The following is an 18,355-nucleotide window of genomic DNA, read 5'->3' on the forward strand; positions in this document are numbered from 1 at the left end:
CTCCGTTTGGTGAACGGAACTTAATTAAAACAAAGTGCCGGATAAAAAACCAGCACTTTGTCAATAATCTGGCTAAGCATATATGCTTAGCTTTAATTTTTAATAAATTCGTTCATCCCATATACTATAGGCTGATGTTCCTGCTGTTACATGGTTCCATGTAATGGATTTATATTTAAGAAAAATTTTCTCATACGGCATTAACTCATTACTATTAATTGAATTTGGATAAGTACAGGAAATATCAACAATAGTTGCTTCTGTAATTTTTACTTCATAAAAAATCTCTGACTGCCCTGTCTGACTTGTCCTATAAAAAATAAAAACACCATTCAATGATTCGTTAGAATCTATAGCCATAGCTAACAATGGGGATGATTTATCAATAGGCTTGATAAATTGTATGGGATGATGACTTACGTTCTGGTTACGAGTTATTGCGTGATTTAGACTGAGTACCTGTATTTGATCTTCATGTCCTTTTTGGTATCGATTCCCTATAGAATCGAGGGTTGAGCATCCAGATGATATTAAGCCTTGTTTCTTACCATTTAATGTTAGATAAATCATGTATGACATAAAGATTACCATCCTAGTTTTTTATTCAAATGATGTTAACTCGATATTTGGGCTAAAGAAAAAAGTAACTTAACATATAAAAAAACTTATGAATACTGGAAGGACTTTTTCAGTGAAAAGTTAACTATGTTTCCCTCCAAAACATAGCTCACGAGCAGTTAAAATCACATACTCGGCCCATAATTACGATAAGGTTTATTTTTCAGCGCTGGTTGCTCTAACTTCTGCTGCCTTATCGCTTGTTCTGTTTGTAAAAACTCTCAAACTGTTGGAGCTGCGCTGTCGATTCGGTCACGCAATTGTTTAAGTAATCGACTTGTTTCAACAACGTGACGTTTTCTTCCAAGGCTCACTCGAACATGTTTTGCAAGGAGAACTCTATTTACAATTTTGTGGAATTTCCCTTTTATTTAAATAGATATAGGTAAATGAGGTAAAGTGAAAACTATGAAACCGGATACTCAAATGTAAAGTAAAAAGATTTTAAAAGAAGTTAAAACCTTTTTATTTAAAAACCATGCTCGAAACAATCAAATCACCCTTGAAAACTGACGCTGGCTAACTTTCTGGCGTAAATAAATATCAAAACACATACAGATATTACGAATCAGTAACCGGCCTCGCGGCGTTACCCAGATCTGTTTCTCATTCACTTCAACCAGCCCATCTTCAATCAACGGCGCTAATAATTGCAACTCTTCCGCGAAATAACGGGTAAAACTCAGCCCATATTGCTGCTCAATATCGGCAAAATTTAGACGGAAATTACAGATTAACGCTTTAATAACATCACGACGGATACAATCATCTTGAGACAACGTTAAACCACGCCATAAAGCATGCCCCTGTTTTTCTAATTCCGCATAATAGGTTTTTAACTCTTTTTGATTTTGAGAATAACTATCACCCAACATACTGATAGCAGAAACACCCAAGCCCAGCAGGTCACACTCTTCCTGAGTGGTATAACCCTGAAAATTGCGATGTAATTTCCCTTCCCGCTGAGCTACCGCCAACTCGTCATCCGGGCGAGCAAAATGGTCCATACCGATAAACTGATAACCATTGTTTGTCAGCGTTGCGATTGTTTCTTGCAATATATCCAACTTTTGCTCAGCACTCGGTAAATCATGTTCCTTAATTTTACGTTGAGCAGCAAATAAGTTCGGCAAATGAGCATAATTGAAAATACTCATCCTGTCCGGTGATAACGCTAATACTCGCTCCAGAGTGAAAGCGAAGCTTTCTGGTGTTTGTTTCGGCAGGCCATAAATCAGATCAATACTGGTGGAATTAAAACCCGTTTCACGGGCGCGCGCTACCAAAGCAAAGATAAATTCCTCATCCTGTTCACGGTTAACCAGACGCTGTACTTCTTTATTAAAATCCTGCACGCCCATACTCAGACGGTTAAAACCTTCACCGCGCAGGTGATCAATCATATCCAATTCAATTTCGCGTGGATCAATTTCAATGGAAATTTCAGCATCCGGCAGAAAATCAAAATGATGGCGCAACAATCCCGTCAATTTACTGATTTGGTTTTTATTAAGATAAGTTGGCGTACCACCGCCCCAGTGCATCTGGCTAACTTTACGACCAGAAAACAACTTTGCCCGGTCACGAATTTCCCGTTCAAGCCATTGCAGATATTCATCCGCTTTATGCTTCTGACGAGTAACCAGCTTATTACAACCACAGAAATAACAGAGCTTATGGCAAAACGGAATATGGAGGTAGAGAGAAAGCGGTCGTTCAGGGTAACGAGCAGCAACCTGGATAAATGCTGCATTATCATACTGCTGATTAAATTCCAGCGCCGTTGGATATGAAGTATAACGGGGGCCGGAATAATTGTATTTTTGGATCAAAGGCAAATCCCAAACGATGGCTTGATCAGACATGCTTATTCCTTCCGATGTTTTCGCCTATCAAAGCGTAACGCTTTCACATGTTTAATATGTTGCGTCGTTGTGACCCTGCGCAGCCGGGTTTTACGCCGCGACAATCGCCATAGTTTACCCAATAACCATAGCAAATAACATACTATTAGTATGGTTATTAGGATAAACCCGCCTTTGACCATGAGAGATTAAATTATTTACCTTTCAGCAGTTGCATAATGTCATCCTGCTTCTCTTCTTCGCTCTCTTCTTCATCCAGTTTAATCCCCAACGTTTCCATCAGAGCGTCAATCCTATCCAACGTGCTATCAATATAGTTATGCTCTTCTTTAGACAGACTTTCGCCATTTTCCAGACGTTCTAGCAATGCATCCAGACGATCGTCGTTTTCCAACATCGCCAATTCTTCCTGTGGCGACAAACGTGGTTTTGTCTCAACTTTATTAGCAACGATAGGTTTCGTTGGTTGTTCTCCGACGATCAGCGGAACAGGCACTTTACTGCCAAGACGTGGATCACGTTGCTGCTTGCCTGACTGATGTTTATCGCCGCCTTGCTCCTGATAGCGGTTACCGGGCGGATTGCCACTATGCTTTTTCTCACGCTTACGTGCACGCCCTTCTGCATTCAGTTCTTCGCGGCTTTTTCTTTTCTGTTTACCAGCAGATGCTCTGGCTGGTGCTTTTTTCTTTAACGAGTTCATAGCCTGTTACTCAGTTTGGTTTATCAGGGTATTGCTGCGCCGGAATCTAGCAGAAACCGCACGTATAGAAAAGCGCCGCGAATAATTCTTTACCTTTTAATAAATATAGCCAAAATCTCTTATCATTCATGCATGGTTTAATCATCAACGAATATGCTATTACTCTTAGCTCTCAATAAATGATCAATCGATATGTCTATTTTTGATACTTCTTGCTATAAATCCGTTTACTTGTGGGTAGTTGGTTATGCTTTGTTATGGGTGATAGTGAGTTATTCATTTGACCCAACCGTGCCTTATGATGCCGTCGAAGCATTGAACTGGGGGAAAAACGGCGAATGGGGTTCACCTAAAAATCCGTGGTTAGTTGGTGCAATGATGCTGCCTGCTATCCATATAAGCGGTATTTCATTGAGTTTTTACTGGTATTTCATTCACTTTATTGCTGTCGCGATTAGCATGCTCGGTGTATGGCATCTGGCCTTCCGGCTGACAGGGAAAAAAGAGCTGGCATGGCTCGCCATGCTAACATTGAACCTATCTGGTATTATTAACTTCGATATTATCCCTTACAACGATAATTATCTGCTAATTATGCTCTGGCCGTGGATTATGCTGTTCTTTCTGCGCGCAGTGTATGACAATCCCTGCTGGTGGCTGGCATTTGCTCTCAGTTCCGGGTTGGCAACAATGGGAAAATACTCCACATTAGCATTGGTTGGCTCGGTTTTTCTGTTGACCCTGTTTGTACCTAAAGCTCGCCAGTGTTACCGCCAACCCGCGCTCTATATCGCCTTGGTTATCTGGTTTATGCTGGTCCTGCCTAACTTCTGGTGGCTGTGGCACAATGATTTTGCCGCCTTCAAATGGGTAGATTCACAAATAGATAACGGGTTTAATCTGCACACAACTCGATCGCTATTATCAGTATTTTATCCGCTGATTATCGTTGGCATTATTATTTATCAGCTTGGCGGCCGTATTAGCTGGCCGAAGGAGCAACCAAACCGGCTGGTAAACATTATTATTTTACTGCCATTACTGATTATCTACTGCTGGTTCTCATTCAATAAAGGCGGAAGAATGACAGAATGGCTGCACCCCTTTATGTCTGTTTCATCAGCGCTGTTGGTTGGTTCTATTACCCGTTTTCCACAGAAATCATTACGCAATACCCTGAGAGGGCTGATTGTCGTCGCAGTATTGATTTTGATGGGATATGTACTGATTATGGCGGCCAATATTCGCGGCGCAGGCCATAAATTCGAAGGCATCAAAGACTTTTCCTGGCAACTGGAACAACGCTGGCATCAACTCTATCCAACTCCGCTCCATTATGTCGGAGGTGAATATTTGCATCAGTGGCTGACTGTCTACGCCCCAAGTCAGCCAGAGACAATCCAGCCTTGGATACCGGGAGAGCAGGCGCCCAATATCTACAACCGCCATGTTAAAGCAAGCGATATTGTGCGTGACGGCGCTATTCTGGTGGGCGAAAAGGGTAAAACTTGTGAACAGGAAGATTTTCACAGTGTTTTGCAATACTGGCCAACCCTGAAAATAGAGAGCACTGATGAGTTTCTTTTCCAGCCTGAACCTGAAACTAAGCCAATATTGGTCTGTATAGGTTTTGTGCCGCCGGAGAAATATCAGTAGTCGCTTTCTCTGCAAGTTGAAAGCCAATTTAACCGGCTTTCAACTTTTCATACGCATTAATGCGTATCGACAAATACTATTTTCAGCACAAACAACAATGTCACCACCACCACACAAGGACTGATTTCACGCCAGCGGCCAGTCCCAGTTTTCATGGCGCAATAAGCGATAAAACCAAGGGCAATGCCTTCCGTAATTGAAAAACTAAATGGCATCATCACAGCAGTAATAAATGCCGGAACCGATTCGGTTAGGTCATTCCATGCTACCTTTGTGAGACTAGAGGTCATTAGTACGCCAACATAAATCAAGGCTCCCGCCGTAGCATAAGCTGGAACCATGCCTACTAACGGTGAAATAAAAATTGCCAACAAGAATAAAATTCCTACCACTACCGCGGTCAAGCCAGTACGACCACCGACTGAGACACCGGAGGAACTTTCAATAAATGCCGTAACGGAAGAAGTGCCAATATACGCACCAGTAACCGAACTCAGGCTGTCCACATACAGAGCCTGTTTCATGCGTGGGAATTTCCCCTCACTATCCACCATGCCGGCTTTATCTGTCACACCAATCAACGTACCGGAAGAATCGAACAAGTTAACCAGCATGAAAGAGAAGATGATCCCTACCAGACCAATATCCAACGCCCCAACAACATCAACCTGACCAACCACCGTCATTACACTGGGAGGTAAATCAAATATCCCGTTATATTGCACATCCCCTAATATCAAACCCATTACTGTGGTGATAACAATAGAAATCAGCACTGCCGCATGAATATTACGGGCCGCCAAAATCGCGATAATGAAAAAACCCAAAGCACCGAGTAAGACATTATGGGAAGCGAAGTTACCAACAGTAACAATGGTGTCTGGATTAGGTACGATAATGCCGGAATTTTTCAGCCCCATCATGGCGATAAACAGGCCAATACCACTGGTAATCCCCAGCCGCAAACTCAGCGGAATATTTGCAATCATCCAGTAACGAACCCGAAAAATTGTCAATATTAGGAAACCAACCGATCCCCAGAAAATAGCCCCCATAGCAACTTGCCATGAGATGCCCATTGCGCCAACAACGACGAAAGCAAAGAATGCATTTAGCCCCATTGCAGGCGCGGCTGCAACCGGTAGGTTTGCCAACAGCCCCATCATAATACTGCCTAACGCCGCAATCAGGCAAGTGGTCACAAACACCGCTTTGATATCCATACCCGCAACCGACAAAATTTGCGGGTTAACAAAGACAATGTAAACCATCGTCAAAAAAGTGGTCAGCCCGGCAGTTATCTCCGTTCGAACCGTCGTCTGGTGTTCCTGTAATTTAAACACACGTTCAAGCAAACCCTGAGCATTTTCAGTGCCGGGAATCGATATATTCATGAGTTATTTGTTCCAAAAAAATTGCGAAATTTTCGACTTATCGTATAACAAACAGAATACAGAATACAGAATACAGAATACAGAGAATAGAAATATAGCAAGTAAGAATAAAGACCAGCATTATTGTAATATTTTACTTATTTTTCAGGCTAATTACTGCCATATTATCTAAAAAGATTATTTATTCTGTTATTTTAATATTCTGTCGTTATTCTTATAAAGTTGCTGATTTAAATTAATATTAATAATCTCCCTATTGTTAAAATAGAGAGATTATGCCTTAGATAATTAAGTAAAAAGAAAAACTAATATTGGGGCACCAACACTAATTTTTCTTTCCGCCAGAAACGGAAAAGCGATATTTTTCTACGTTGTAGAGCGAAGCGGCGAACAAGATAGTTTGCTGTCAATTCCAGTGCCAAACACATCACGAAATAAATTAACGCGACAAATAAAAAGACTTCTGTCGGGTAAACCATGCTGCGATTATTAACCTGAGTTGCCAGAAATGACAGTTCCGCCACGCCAACGATATAAGCCAGAGAGGTATCTTTTATCAGCGCAATCCACTGATTAATAAAGGAAGGTACCATCATACGCAACGCTTGCGGCAAAACAATGTACCAAAGTACCTGCCAACGGTTAAAACCTAACGATAATCCTGCTTGCCACTGACCGGCGCCAATCGCAATAATCCCCGCTTTCACTCCATGAGCCAAGTAAGCCGATGTGATCAACGCCAGAGCGCAAACCACCGTAGTAATTTCTGGAATTTCCATACCAAGCATTACTGGCAATAGGAAGTAAGTCCAGAAAATCAGCATGATGACGGGAATTGCCCGGAAAAAGCCCAATACTGCGGCTAACAGGTTAACCCAGAAGCCTTTCAGCATTGCCAAAGCAATACCTGCGACCGTACCTAATACAATAGAAATCGCCCCGGCTATCAGGCTAATCATCAACGTCAACGCCGCCCCTTCAAGAGGACCATCAGGAAATGTACCTAACAGTAGATAGCGCCAGTTTTCTGCAATGACTGAAAAATCCATTTTAATGTCCTCTCGTTATAGCTTGTTGTTGACGCCATTGCCCCCAACCTTCCATGACGGCAATGGTGGCGATATACAGCACCGTTGCAACACCGAATGCTTCAAACGTTTTCAATGTTTCGGTTTCTACTTGACGGGAAGCATATGACAACTCAGCCACGCCAATTGCCATTGTCAGTGACGAGTTTTTCACAATATTCATATATTGTCCTAGCAATGGCGGCGTTGCGATTTTCAACGCTTGTGGCAATACCACATAACGCATTGCCTGCCAGCCAGTGAGTCCCAGTGCATGAGCGGCGTATTTTTGCCCGCGCCCTACACCCTGAATACCAGCGCGTAGCTCTTCCGCCACAAATGGTGCTGAATAGAGGGTTAAACCAATAAATCCAGCCAGGAATTCGAATGAAGGCCAAGCCAACGGTAGACCTAACAGATCGATTTCATGGGGCGTGTTCAGCCAAAGCATCACTTCTTGCGGCAGTATTTGCCCTGAGGCGAAATACCAGAAAAACAGTTGCACCAGCAAAGGCGTATTGCGAAATAGCGTGGTGTAAGCGGTTACCGTCCAACGGAGAATTTTCAATTGGCTGTCACGGGCAGCCGCCAGTACAAACCCTAATAAGGTGGAAGCTACAACGGTACAAGCGGATATCCACAACGTAATCAGGAAACCTTGCCAAAGCCACCCCAAATATTGGGGAGCAAGCAACTGTTCTGTAACAAATAACTCAAACATATCTTACGATTACCAGGTATTACCAATGACAAAGCCCCGCAACAACAGGCGAGGCTAATTACCAAGGATTTATCACTTATTAGGACTCTGTTTGCTGCTCCAAAGGCGCAAATTTAAAGTCACCTCGCGGTTGGGCGGACTTGGTTTCCGGGCCAAACCAACGGTTATAAATTTCCGCTGCTTCACCCTCTTTTTCCAGTTTCAGCAAAGTTTGGTTTACCGCCTCAACCAAGCGCTCTTGTCCTTTCGCCGCAGCCACTGCCTGATATTCACGGGTGATGCTAAAAGGAGAGATCTCAAACTCAGCTTTTTGGGCTTCCGGTACATTCGCCAACAGACCGACTAACTTGGCATCATCCTGCGTGATGGCTTGCACATTACCGTTACGTAGCGCAGCAAAAGCCAGAGGTGTGTCGTCATAAGAGATCACTTTGGCTGTCGGATAATGCTCACGTAGTGTAATTTCCTGTACGGTGCCTTTATCAGCACCAATACGTAAGTTTTTAATATCTTCGGGCGATTTTAAAACACCTTTGCGGGCAATAAATTTTTGCCCAGTGGCAAAGTAAGGGATTGAAAAATGAACCTGTTTAGCGCGCTCATTAGTGACGGTAAAGTTGGCGGCAATCAAGTCAACTTTCTTTGATGCCAACAGAGGTAAACGGTTCGCCGGGTTAGTCGGACGCAGTTCCAATTTAACACCCAAGTCATTTGCAATCGCATTTGCGATATCTACATCATAACCCGCCAGTTTTTTAGTTTGCGGGTCAATAAAACCAAACGGTGGATTACTGTCGAAAACGGCAATCCGCACTGCGCCGGCTTTTTTAATATCATCCAGTTTATCCGCCTTTGCAGCACCCGTAACCAGTGTTAACCCGGCTAATAAAGCCGTAATAAGAACGCGAGATTTCATTAAACTCTCCTGACAATAATTAATTCTTTATTAATCACAAGCTATCAATTTCACTATAGTGCATGAAATAATATAAATAACTATATTTATAACTATCGGCAATTATACCCGTTATCTTTCAAGTTGCCTCTTTGTTGGCTACGCTCACTCACCCCAGTCACATAGTTCGCTATGCTCCCGGGGATTCGTTCCCTTGCCGTCGCGATGCATCTTGAAATCCATAGGTATATAAGGCAAAAAAAATGCCGGTAAAAATACCAGCATTCAGATTATTGACCAAATGGTCAGTGAACTATTCGTTATCTTTCGTCAACAATTTTTCTAATTCATCACCACCTACATGCCGGAAATCCTGCCCTTTAACATAGTAAAAAATGAATTCACAGATGTTTTGACAACGATCGCCAATGCGTTCAATAGAACGGGCGCAAAGCAGGACGGTCAGGACACTTGGGATGGTTCGAGGATCTTCCATCATATAAGTCATTAACTGGCGGACAATGCCTTCATACTCTTTATCCACCTTTTTATCTTCATGATAGATACGAATCGCTTCTTCCAGATCCATGCGGGCAAAAGCATCTAAAACATCATGCAGCATCTGGATGGTATGACGGCCAAGGGATTCCAAACTAACCAACAGGGGTTGATGCTGATGTGAGAATTTCTCAAGTGCCGTCTGGCAAATTTTATTTGCCACATCACCAATTCTTTCCAGTTCAGCAATGGTTTTTGAAATCGACATAATCAGCCGCAGATCACTGGCCGTTGGCTGGCGCTTAGCAATAATGCGAACACACGCTTCATCAATAGCCACTTCCATCATATTGACCTTATGGTCATCCTCAATCACTTCACGCGCCAATGCGGCATCCTGATTATGCATTGCGGTAATCGCTTTGGTGAGTTGCTCCTCCACCAGCCCACCCATCGCCATCAGTTCAGTCCGGATATAGGCCAGTTCAGAGTTAAACTGACCAGAAATATGTTTATTGAGATTCAGATTGTCCATGTTACGCCCCGTAATCAACCATAACGACCAGTAATATAGTCTTCCGTTTGTTTCATTTTTGGTGTGGTAAACAATGTGTCTGTATCACTGAATTCAATCAATTCACCAAGGTACATAAACGCAGTGTGGTCTGAACAACGCGCGGCCTGTTGCATATTATGAGTCACAATTACCACGGTATATTCCGATTTCAATTCGCTGATCAACTCTTCAATACGACCGGTAGAAATCGGGTCAAGAGCTGAGCAAGGTTCATCCAACAGTAAAACTTCTGGGCGGATCGCAATGCCACGGGCAATGCACAAACGTTGCTGTTGCCCGCCAGACAGGCTGTATCCGCTCTGATGCAGTTTATCCCGGGTTTCAGTCCACAATGCCGCTTTCGTCAAAGCCCACTGAACACGTTCATCCATCTCCGCTCTGGAGAGTTTTTCAAACAGACGGACACCAAACGCGATATTGTCGTAAATAGACATCGGAAATGGCGTTGGTTTCTGGAATACCATGCCCACTTTGGCCCGCAATAGCGCCACATCTTGTTTATCCATCAGGATATTATTGCCATCCAGCAAAATTTCGCCTTCTGCCCGCTGTTCGCCATACAGTTCATACATTTTGTTGAAAGTTCGTAACAACGTAGACTTACCGCAACCCGACGGACCGATGAAAGCGGTGACTTTATTCTTTGCAATATTCAACGTTATGTTTTTCAGCGCGTGAAATTTGCCATAGTAAAAGTTCAGATTGTGGACCTGAATTTTGCTGCTAGCGATATCATTAACTCTGCTCATTTACTTCTCTCTGTTGAAAATATCAGTCAGTGCTTTTTCTTGGCAAACAGCACACGCGCCACAATGTTAATCAGCAATACACATAGGGTTATCAATAATACGCCTGCCCACGCCAGTTGCTGCCATTCAGAGAATGGACTCATGGCAAATTTAAAGATGGTGACCGGTAAGTTAGCAATTGGCTGACTCAAATCGGTACTCCAGAACTGATTGGAAAGCGAGGTGAACAGCAACGGCGCCGTCTCTCCGGCAATGCGGGCAATGGCCAGCAGTACACCGGTGATAATGCCGGATACCGATGCTTTCAGCGTAATGGCTGAAATCATCTTCCATTTCGGTGTGCCTAAAGCATAAGCGGCTTCGCGCAGGCTATCAGGAACCAGTTTCAACATGTTTTCCGTGGTTCTGATCACAATCGGCACTTGTAACAATGCCAAAGCAATCACCCCCGCCCAACCGGAAAAGTGCTGCATTTTCGTTACAACGACAGTGTAAACAAACAAGCCGACAACAATAGAAGGGGCTGACAGCAAGATGTCGTTTATAAAGCGGATTGCCTCCGCCAGCCATGAACGGCGGCCATACTCTGCCAAATAGATACCCGCCATGATCCCCAGCGGCGTACCGATAACCGTCGCCCACAAGATCAGTAATCCACTGCCCACAATGGCATTTGCCAAACCGCCACCTTCCGTATTCGGCGGCGGCGTCATTTCGGTGAACAGCGCCAATGACATGCCGTCAAAACCTTTGGTGACGGTGGAAAACAGAATCCACACCAGCCAGAACAAACCAAATAGCATGGTTGTCATTGATAACAGCAGGGCGAAACGATTTTTTTGACGGCGCCATGCCTGTTTACGGCTACGTGCATCGGCATCAATAGGCTTTTGTCTGTCTATGGTTGACATATCAGCGCCCCTCATTCTTCGCCAGACGCATAATCATCAATTTTGATAGCGCCAGCACAATGAAGGTGATCACAAATAGAATCAGGCCAAGCTCCATCAATGATGCGGTATGCAAGCCAGATTCTGCTTCCGCGAACTCGTTCGCCAGCGCAGAAGTGATACTGTTGCCAGGCATAAACAGTGAAAAGCTGTCGATCTGGTAGGTGTTGCCGATGATAAAAGTCACCGCCATCGTTTCCCCCAACGCACGACCAAGGCCCAACATGACACCGCCAATCACCCCATTTCGGGTGTAAGGCAACACGATGTGCCAGATAACTTCCCAGGTAGTACAGCCGATACCATAAGCGGATTCTTTCATCATCACCGGCGTTTGTTCGAAGACGTCACGCATAACCGAGGCGATGTAAGGAATAATCATGATAGCGAGAATGACACCCGCTGCCAGAATACCGATACCAAAGGCAGGGCCGGAGAACAATTCGCCCACAATCGGCATACTGGCGAGGAGATTGCCGACAGGCTGCTGGAAATAGGCGGCAAATAACGGCGCAAAAACAAACAACCCCCACATGCCATACACAATACTTGGGATGGCAGCCAATAATTCAATGGCGATACCAAGCGGACGTTTCAGCCAGTTAGGCGCGAGTTCCGTTAGGAACAGGGCAATCCCAAAACTGACAGGCACTGCGATAATCAACGCAATCAGCGAAGTCACCAACGTACCGTAAATCGGTATCAAGGCGCCAAATTGCTCTGCCGGAGCATCCCACTCTTTCTGCCAAAGAAAAGAGACGCCGAACTGCTGAATACTCGGCCAGGAGGCAATAATCAGCGAGATAATGATGCCTCCTAACAAAAATAAAGTTATCAGCGCAGCTAGTCTAACCAGTGCGCCGAAAATAATATCGCCATTTTTACTGGGTGCTTTCATTGCCGTTTTCTGTTCGGCCATAGAGCTTATTCTCATTCGGGGTTAACTCCCCCCTTAAATGGAGGGAGAAATTAAAACGACAAATTTTATCGATATTTAAAACAATTGATATTTAAAACAACCGATATTCAAAACAGTCGATATTCAAAACAATCACTATCAACACGACTTAATACAGGGCCTTACCATTGCTATCTTTCACATGGGTTTTCCAGGCTGCACGAACTTGCTCAATCACCTCTTTGGGCAAAGTTGCATAATCCAGATCGTTTGCCTGTTTACTCCCTTTCTCATAAGCCCAGTCAAAGAATTTCAATACTTCTGCCCCTTTCACGGCATCTTTTTGCTGTTTATGAACCAGAACAAATGTGGTGGAGGTCATCGGCCACGCATTTTCACCTTGTTGGTTCGTCAAATCCTGAGCAAATGTTTTATGCCATTCCGCTCTCTTCGCTGCGGCGCTGAAACTCTCTCCTGTCGGGCTAACCACATTGCCGTTAGCAGATACCAGTTTGGTATAAGCCAGATGATTCTGTTTCGCGTAAGCATATTCAACATAACCAATGGAACCCGTCAGACGCTGAACAAATGCGGCAACCCCATCATTACCTTTACCGCCTAAACCAATAGGCCAGTTTACAGTGGAACTTGCGCCAACTTTTTCTTGCCACTCTTTACTCACTTTAGAGAGGTAGCTAGTAAACACAAAGGAGGTACCGGAACCGTCAGCACGACGTATCACAGCAATATCTTGGTCCGGTAGTTTGACTCCTGGATTCAATTGAGTAATCGCTGGATCATTCCACTTTTTCACTTTACCTAAATAAATATCGCCTAAAGTTTTACCATCCAGAGTCAATTCACCGGCTTTAACCCCCGGGATATTAACCGCCAGAACCACCCCACCGATGACTGTCGGAAATTGAAACAAACCATCAGCAGTTAACTTTTCATCGGATAAAGGAGCATCGGAAGCACCAAAATCAACGGTATTCGCCAGAATTTGTTTTACGCCGCCGGAAGAACCGATGCCTTGATAATTGACTTTATTACCTGTCTCTTTTTGATAAGAATCCGCCCACTTGGCATACACCGGTGCGGGAAATGTCGCACCTGCCCCGGTTAAGCTAGTGGCAGCAAATACAGACAAGGTTGTCAAAGAAAACGTCGCTGCCATTATGCCGGCTACGGTGGTACGCATCAGTTTCATAATCCCTCCTAATGGGATATTGAGAATCAATAAAGAAATGTATTCGTCAAATTCAAAAAAGGTGCAGGAGGGAAAATAGGTTAATTTAATTACAGCAAAATGTCTTAATTATGACATTTTTATGACAGCACAATGGGCGCTTAACCTGAGACTGACATAAAACTGTCATCTCCATACACCATAAAAATCAAATATAGGAGATGATTATCAAGCCGTTAAAAATTATCTTCCACCACAGGAATACAGACACGGATAGATAATCCCCCTCTGGGACTGGTACCCATTTCAATTTTCCCATCATGAGCATCAATAATTCGCTGAACAATCGCCAGACCTAACCCTGTTCCACTGCTGCTACGCGCTCTTTCTCCACGAACGAATGGCTGAAATAACCGCGGCAAATCTTCCTGCTTAATGCCTGCTCCATTATCTTCTACCTGAAACCAGGCAAATTTATTTGTCTGACCACTACTCACTTTAATCCAGCCGTTACCATAACGATTGGCATTAACCAACATATTAGCCAATGCCCGTTTAATCGAAATCGGATTGGCGTTAACGGTTATTGGGTTAAGAGACAGATGGTTTTCAATATCCTGCTCATAGCCATTTTCGGCGGAAATAACCTCTTTGAGAATAGCGTTCAGTTCACAGAATTCCATTGGCATCTCTTGACCGGTACGGAGATAGTCAATGAATTGCTCAATAATCGCGTTACACTCTTCAATATCTTTATTGATAGATTCAGACAGATAAGCATCTTCCTTGCTCATCATTTCTGTTGCTAATCGGATACGTGTCAGCGGAGTACGCAAATCATGGCTTACGCCAGCAATTAATATCGTGCGGTCACTTTCCAATAACTTTATCCCGGCGGACATTTGGTTAAATGCGCGAATGGCTACACGAACTTCCAGAGAACCCGCTTCCCGCACCGCCGGCATCATAATACCTTTACCTGTTTGCCTGGCTGCATACTCCATTTCCAGTAAAGGCCGGTTCTGAAAACGGATATAAAGCCAGATACAACCGAATACCAGTAATAGAATTGCCAGTGTATAGCGGAAAATAGGAGAAAATTGATTTTGTTCGATCTCAGTCAGAGGAACCCTGACCCAAATATCGGGAGAAAGGTAAGAATTAAGCCAAAGTATAGGGTTATCTGTGTTTATCTCCAGACGAAGATCAGCCTTGCCGCCGAGGTATTCGCTCATCTTCTCACTCAAGAAATCATAATGTCTGGCCCAACGTAAACCTTGTATCTCCGCGTCAGATTCAGAATAGAGCGTAATACCCAACTCTTGGTAAATCTCCCGGCGAACTACCGGCGATATCACCAGAAAAGAGCCATCCTCTAGCTTTAACTTTTCAGCCATTAGGGTACGAACTTCATACGCTAATACCTTATTGAACTGCTGCAAGCTTGGCATGATAACGAAATTCACAACAACCAAGTAGCTGGTTACCAGACTGATAAACAGCATAGCCATAATCAGGAATAAAGTATGGGTAAATGTGCTGCGAGGGGAGAATCGCAATAATTTCATACACGAATTCCGTCAGGCACAAAGACATAACCCAGACCCCAGATAGTCTGGATATAGCGAGGATGGGTAGGATCTTCTTCAATTACACGGCGCAGACGCGAAACCAAGACATCAATAGATCGCTTCATCGTGCTATATTCCCGGCCACGCGCTAAATTCATCAGCTTATTACGAGACAGTGGCACGCCAGGATAAGAAACCAGTACTTTCAATACAGCAAATTCTCCACTGGTTAATTGAATATGTTCATCTCCGTGAAACATTTCCCGCGTACTCAAATTGAGGCTAAACTTACCAAAATTAATAATCGCATCATCCTCAGCCGGCAGGCCCAATAACTTATTCGCCTGACGACGTAATACCGCTCGGATACGCGCCAATAACTCACGAGGATTAAATGGCTTCGGAATATAATCATCAGCGCCAATTTCTAACCCAACAATACGATCGACCTCTTCTCCTCTCGCCGTCACCATAATAATCGGCACCGGATTACTTTGGTTTCTCAGCCTTTGGCAAACAGACAGCCCATCCTCTCCCGGTAACATTAAATCCAATACGATTAAGCTAACAGATTCCCGTGTCAGTAAACGGTCCATCTGCTCCGCATTAGCGGCACTACGTACCTGAAAACCTTGTTCTGTCAGATAACGCTCTAATAACGTTCGTAAACGCATGTCATCATCCACCACAAGGATCTTGTTATCTACTTGCATTATCAAACTCCAAAAAACACTACATGCTTTGATAAATTTATCATTTTGAAAGAGATTAACCCAAAGATAGAAACCAGATATCTGTATTTTGAGACTATTCCTAATAGGACTTATTTCCACTGTTATTAATTCGAATGATTAATTTAGTGGTTTATTACTGACAATGAGAACGCAGTAATTCACTGTCAACTATCGAATTTCTACCGCTATTTCGCCATCCGCCAACCTATCAATTAGCGCCCTGACTACCGGCAAATCGGTAGAAATCCATTTATTAGCTGGATTAAATTCATCAGGCAGACTAAACGAAAAATGCCTTTGGCTGCATATTATCTTCTGACCTACGCCACGGCTTTCGGTTTTTCCTGACTAACGAGGATCTGGATCGATAATGTTCAGCTCACCGACGTTTGGACAAGAAAATCACTCAACGATCGAGTTTTCGTCACCTTTCCTTACTATAGTAAACAATTTCGCTTGTTTTTTCTTCACTTAAACCTTAATGGCCTGTTTCATCACCAGTAAGATTCACAGCATACATACTATTCAGTACACAGAACCATAAATTATATGATGAACATTATAAATATTAGAGCCAAATATCATAATGAGCAGACAGGTAAAGCAATCTTGTTACCGATAATGCTAACTCGAAACCCTCTGTTAACCATATTATCTCTCGCTTTAACACCCGTGCTCACCGCAGTGGGAGCATATCGTATTCGCTTGCCACGCGGCGATTCAATCCATCAACAGTGATAAATTTACTCAACCAATGACGATCTGAATGTAATTAATACGCTAATCTTGCAAACCAGCCGGGATCTATCGATTAATGACTAAAAACCGAGTCTTAATTTGACATCTCCCAAAATGGACTGTTTTATATTTATGAGGTTAACTACAGTATCTACATTAAGCTAAAATGAAAACTAAACTGATAACCCGTGAAGGCTACAACAAATTAAAGGAAGAACTGGATTATCTCTGGCGTGAGGAGCGTCCAGAAGTGACTAAAAAAGTGACTTGGGCAGCAAGTCTCGGTGACCGAAGTGAAAACGCAGATTATCAATATAACAAGAAGAGGCTGCGGGAGATTGATCGGAGAGTTCGATATCTAACCAAGAGCTTAGAAGAATTGCGATGTGTTGATTATTCCCCCCAACAAGATGGGCGAGTATTCTTTGGGGCATGGGTAGAGATCGAAAATGATCAAGGTGAGATTAAACGCTTTCGTATTGTTGGATACGACGAAATTTTTGGTCGCAAAGATTACATATCAATCGACTCTCCAATGGCTCGGGCTTTATTGAAGAAAGAAGTTGGCGACAGTGCAATCGTTCATACACCAACAGGAAAAATGCTGTGGTACGTGAACGAGATCGAATATGTGGAATAGTTTGTATACTCTTTCGACAAATTAGCGATATATCGAAGAACAACAACCGAATGAATTAATAAGCATAACAAGCAGAAAAAACCGACATTCAGAACTATAATTCGTGTATATATACGTGTAGCATACACGTATACTCAATGCCGGAGATAAATCATGACAGCAAGACAACGCAACACACAGAGCGTCACAATGACTGTAGAACGAAGCTTACTGAGCCGGGCACGTGAAGCAGGTATTAACTTTAGCGCCACACTGACCGCCGCCTTGGATGCCGAATTACGCAATTACGAAGCACTGAAATGGCGGGAAGATAATAGGGAAGCTTTGGAGGCGTTAAACCGTTTCCATGATGAACATGGTTGTTTTAGTGATGAACACAGGACATTTTAACAATGCAATTCACCGTTTACCGTAATACTGGGAAAAACGTTGTTTATCCCCTATTGCTGGACGTCACGAGTGACATTATCAGGCAGTTAAACCGCAGAATTGTGATCCCACTGTTGCCAGTTGAAAAATATCCTGACAGCAGTCGCCCTGTTCGAATGATCCCCGTTATCAGACTGATAGACGACAAAGAATATGCGGTCATGACTCACGAATTGGCCAGTATATCTGTTTATGCTTTGGGTGCTGAATTTTGCGATGCATCGCAATACCGTAATCAAGTAAAGGCGGCACTCGATTTCCTCTTTGACGGTATTTAAGTCAGATAAGTGCAGACTGTTGCCAGACTGCACTTATCAACGGCAGAGATCCAATTAGCATTGAAGAGACCAGAGGAATTAGACAGAATGAATAATCAGAATCTCCACTATTTCAGAGCACTTAGTTTAATTCATGACGCAATCAAAAACGCGAGAGCAAATGATTCAACTCACATGCCATGCCG

At 43.4% G+C, this 18,355-nt stretch carries 18 protein-coding genes; 4 read left to right on the forward strand and 14 right to left on the reverse strand.

Features of this window, described 5'->3' with window-relative positions; genetic code table 11:
* Positions 1-99: 99 nt before the first annotated feature.
* The 3 genes from OO184_RS01755 to yihI all read right to left on the reverse strand — a co-directional run bounded on the left by OO184_RS01755 (position 100) and on the right by yihI (position 3,186).
* Positions 100-579, reverse strand: coding sequence for an Hcp family type VI secretion system effector (locus tag OO184_RS01755; RefSeq protein WP_049583996.1), 480 nt, complete (start codon positions 577-579; stop codon positions 100-102).
* Positions 580-1,109: 530 nt separating this feature from the next.
* Positions 1,110-2,483, reverse strand: coding sequence for an oxygen-independent coproporphyrinogen III oxidase (gene hemN / locus OO184_RS01760; protein ID WP_265377719.1), 1,374 nt, complete (start codon positions 2,481-2,483; stop codon positions 1,110-1,112).
* 193 nt (positions 2,484-2,676) lie between these two features.
* The gene (gene yihI, locus OO184_RS01765; RefSeq protein ID WP_265377720.1) at positions 2,677-3,186 is read right to left on the reverse strand and encodes a Der GTPase-activating protein YihI; all 510 of its coding nucleotides are present in this window, start codon (positions 3,184-3,186) and stop codon (positions 2,677-2,679) included.
* A gap of 192 nt (positions 3,187-3,378) precedes the next feature.
* Here yihI and OO184_RS01770 point away from each other — a divergent pair, with 192 nt between their 5' ends.
* Complete coding sequence (locus OO184_RS01770; protein ID WP_265377721.1) at positions 3,379-4,842, forward strand: ArnT family glycosyltransferase; 1,464 nt, start codon at positions 3,379-3,381, stop codon at positions 4,840-4,842.
* Between the two features lie 56 nt (positions 4,843-4,898).
* On the opposite strand, the gene OO184_RS01775 is transcribed toward OO184_RS01770, so the two are convergent.
* The 11 genes from OO184_RS01775 to ompR all read right to left on the reverse strand — a co-directional run bounded on the left by OO184_RS01775 (position 4,899) and on the right by ompR (position 16,064).
* The gene (locus OO184_RS01775; protein ID WP_265377722.1) at positions 4,899-6,236 is read right to left on the reverse strand and encodes an NCS2 family permease; all 1,338 of its coding nucleotides are present in this window, start codon (positions 6,234-6,236) and stop codon (positions 4,899-4,901) included.
* 305 nt (positions 6,237-6,541) lie between these two features.
* Entirely contained in the window at positions 6,542-7,285 is a 744-nt protein-coding gene (locus tag OO184_RS01780; protein WP_265377723.1) for an amino acid ABC transporter permease, read from the reverse strand.
* Position 7,286: 1 nt separating this feature from the next.
* Positions 7,287-8,024: an amino acid ABC transporter permease gene (locus OO184_RS01785; RefSeq protein WP_265377724.1), complete on the reverse strand. Its 738-nt coding sequence runs from the start codon at positions 8,022-8,024 to the stop codon at positions 7,287-7,289.
* Between the two features lie 79 nt (positions 8,025-8,103).
* On the reverse strand, positions 8,104-8,940 hold the full coding sequence (locus OO184_RS01790; protein WP_265377725.1) for an ABC transporter substrate-binding protein: 837 nt from the start codon (positions 8,938-8,940) through the stop codon (positions 8,104-8,106).
* A gap of 292 nt (positions 8,941-9,232) precedes the next feature.
* Complete coding sequence (gene phoU, locus OO184_RS01795) at positions 9,233-9,952, reverse strand: phosphate signaling complex protein PhoU (protein ID WP_265377726.1); 720 nt, start codon at positions 9,950-9,952, stop codon at positions 9,233-9,235.
* A 14-nt stretch (positions 9,953-9,966) separates the two neighbouring features.
* Positions 9,967-10,743 carry a phosphate ABC transporter ATP-binding protein PstB gene (gene pstB / locus OO184_RS01800; RefSeq protein ID WP_265377727.1) on the reverse strand — a complete coding sequence of 259 codons (777 nt, stop codon included), beginning with the start codon at positions 10,741-10,743 and terminating at the stop codon, positions 9,967-9,969.
* Positions 10,744-10,769: 26 nt separating this feature from the next.
* Positions 10,770-11,654, reverse strand: a complete 885-nt coding sequence (pstA, locus tag OO184_RS01805) for a phosphate ABC transporter permease PstA (RefSeq protein WP_265377728.1) — start codon at positions 11,652-11,654, stop codon at positions 10,770-10,772.
* A gap of 1 nt (position 11,655) precedes the next feature.
* Positions 11,656-12,612, reverse strand: a complete 957-nt coding sequence (gene pstC / locus OO184_RS01810; protein ID WP_265377825.1) for a phosphate ABC transporter permease PstC — start codon at positions 12,610-12,612, stop codon at positions 11,656-11,658.
* A gap of 148 nt (positions 12,613-12,760) precedes the next feature.
* Complete coding sequence (pstS, locus tag OO184_RS01815) at positions 12,761-13,801, reverse strand: phosphate ABC transporter substrate-binding protein PstS (protein ID WP_265377729.1); 1,041 nt, start codon at positions 13,799-13,801, stop codon at positions 12,761-12,763.
* A 215-nt stretch (positions 13,802-14,016) separates the two neighbouring features.
* Positions 14,017-15,348 carry a two-component system sensor histidine kinase EnvZ gene (gene envZ / locus OO184_RS01820; protein ID WP_265377730.1) on the reverse strand — a complete coding sequence of 444 codons (1,332 nt, stop codon included), beginning with the start codon at positions 15,346-15,348 and terminating at the stop codon, positions 14,017-14,019.
* Complete coding sequence (gene ompR, locus OO184_RS01825; protein ID WP_088374720.1) at positions 15,345-16,064, reverse strand: osmolarity response regulator transcription factor OmpR; 720 nt, start codon at positions 16,062-16,064, stop codon at positions 15,345-15,347. Before ompR ends, envZ begins: the two co-directional genes overlap by 4 nt.
* 925 nt (positions 16,065-16,989) lie before the next feature.
* On the opposite strand from ompR, the gene greB reads away from it, so the two are divergent.
* The 3 genes from greB to OO184_RS01840 all read left to right on the forward strand — a co-directional run bounded on the left by greB (position 16,990) and on the right by OO184_RS01840 (position 18,170).
* Positions 16,990-17,463 carry a transcription elongation factor GreB gene (gene greB, locus OO184_RS01830; RefSeq protein WP_265377731.1) on the forward strand — a complete coding sequence of 158 codons (474 nt, stop codon included), beginning with the start codon at positions 16,990-16,992 and terminating at the stop codon, positions 17,461-17,463.
* Between the two features lie 153 nt (positions 17,464-17,616).
* Positions 17,617-17,853: a type II toxin-antitoxin system CcdA family antitoxin gene (locus OO184_RS01835; protein WP_088374722.1), complete on the forward strand. Its 237-nt coding sequence runs from the start codon at positions 17,617-17,619 to the stop codon at positions 17,851-17,853.
* Between the two features lie 2 nt (positions 17,854-17,855).
* A complete protein-coding gene (locus OO184_RS01840; RefSeq protein ID WP_265377732.1) occupies positions 17,856-18,170 on the forward strand; it encodes a CcdB family protein in 315 nt (104 codons plus the stop codon).
* The last annotated feature ends 185 nt before the right edge of the window (positions 18,171-18,355 follow it).

Source organism: Photorhabdus aballayi (assembly GCF_026153155.1).
GTDB classification, from domain to species: domain Bacteria; phylum Pseudomonadota; class Gammaproteobacteria; order Enterobacterales; family Enterobacteriaceae; genus Photorhabdus; species Photorhabdus luminescens.

Bases quoted from the DNA above. Each gene is read 5' to 3' on its own strand.
- pstB (WP_265377727.1), bottom strand. From the start codon at position 10,743: ATGAGCAGAGTTAATGATATCGCTAGCAGCAAAATTCAGGTCCACAAT.
- greB (WP_265377731.1), top strand. From the start codon at position 16,990: ATGAAAACTAAACTGATAACCCGTGAAGGCTACAACAAATTAAAGGAA.
- OO184_RS01775 (WP_265377722.1), bottom strand. From the start codon at position 6,236: ATGAATATATCGATTCCCGGCACTGAAAATGCTCAGGGTTTGCTTGAA.
- pstA (WP_265377728.1), bottom strand. From the start codon at position 11,654: ATGTCAACCATAGACAGACAAAAGCCTATTGATGCCGATGCACGTAGC.
- pstC (WP_265377825.1), bottom strand. From the start codon at position 12,612: ATGGCCGAACAGAAAACGGCAATGAAAGCACCCAGTAAAAATGGCGAT.
- OO184_RS01790 (WP_265377725.1), bottom strand. From the start codon at position 8,940: ATGAAATCTCGCGTTCTTATTACGGCTTTATTAGCCGGGTTAACACTG.
- yihI (WP_265377720.1), bottom strand. From the start codon at position 3,186: ATGAACTCGTTAAAGAAAAAAGCACCAGCCAGAGCATCTGCTGGTAAA.
- phoU (WP_265377726.1), bottom strand. From the start codon at position 9,952: ATGGACAATCTGAATCTCAATAAACATATTTCTGGTCAGTTTAACTCT.
- pstS (WP_265377729.1), bottom strand. From the start codon at position 13,801: ATGAAACTGATGCGTACCACCGTAGCCGGCATAATGGCAGCGACGTTT.
- ompR (WP_088374720.1), bottom strand. From the start codon at position 16,064: ATGCAAGTAGATAACAAGATCCTTGTGGTGGATGATGACATGCGTTTA.
- OO184_RS01755 (WP_049583996.1), bottom strand. From the start codon at position 579: ATGTCATACATGATTTATCTAACATTAAATGGTAAGAAACAAGGCTTA.
- OO184_RS01785 (WP_265377724.1), bottom strand. From the start codon at position 8,024: ATGTTTGAGTTATTTGTTACAGAACAGTTGCTTGCTCCCCAATATTTG.
- OO184_RS01840 (WP_265377732.1), top strand. From the start codon at position 17,856: ATGCAATTCACCGTTTACCGTAATACTGGGAAAAACGTTGTTTATCCC.
- OO184_RS01770 (WP_265377721.1), top strand. From the start codon at position 3,379: ATGTCTATTTTTGATACTTCTTGCTATAAATCCGTTTACTTGTGGGTA.
- envZ (WP_265377730.1), bottom strand. From the start codon at position 15,348: ATGAAATTATTGCGATTCTCCCCTCGCAGCACATTTACCCATACTTTA.
- OO184_RS01835 (WP_088374722.1), top strand. From the start codon at position 17,617: ATGACAGCAAGACAACGCAACACACAGAGCGTCACAATGACTGTAGAA.
- hemN (WP_265377719.1), bottom strand. From the start codon at position 2,483: ATGTCTGATCAAGCCATCGTTTGGGATTTGCCTTTGATCCAAAAATAC.
- OO184_RS01780 (WP_265377723.1), bottom strand. From the start codon at position 7,285: ATGGATTTTTCAGTCATTGCAGAAAACTGGCGCTATCTACTGTTAGGT.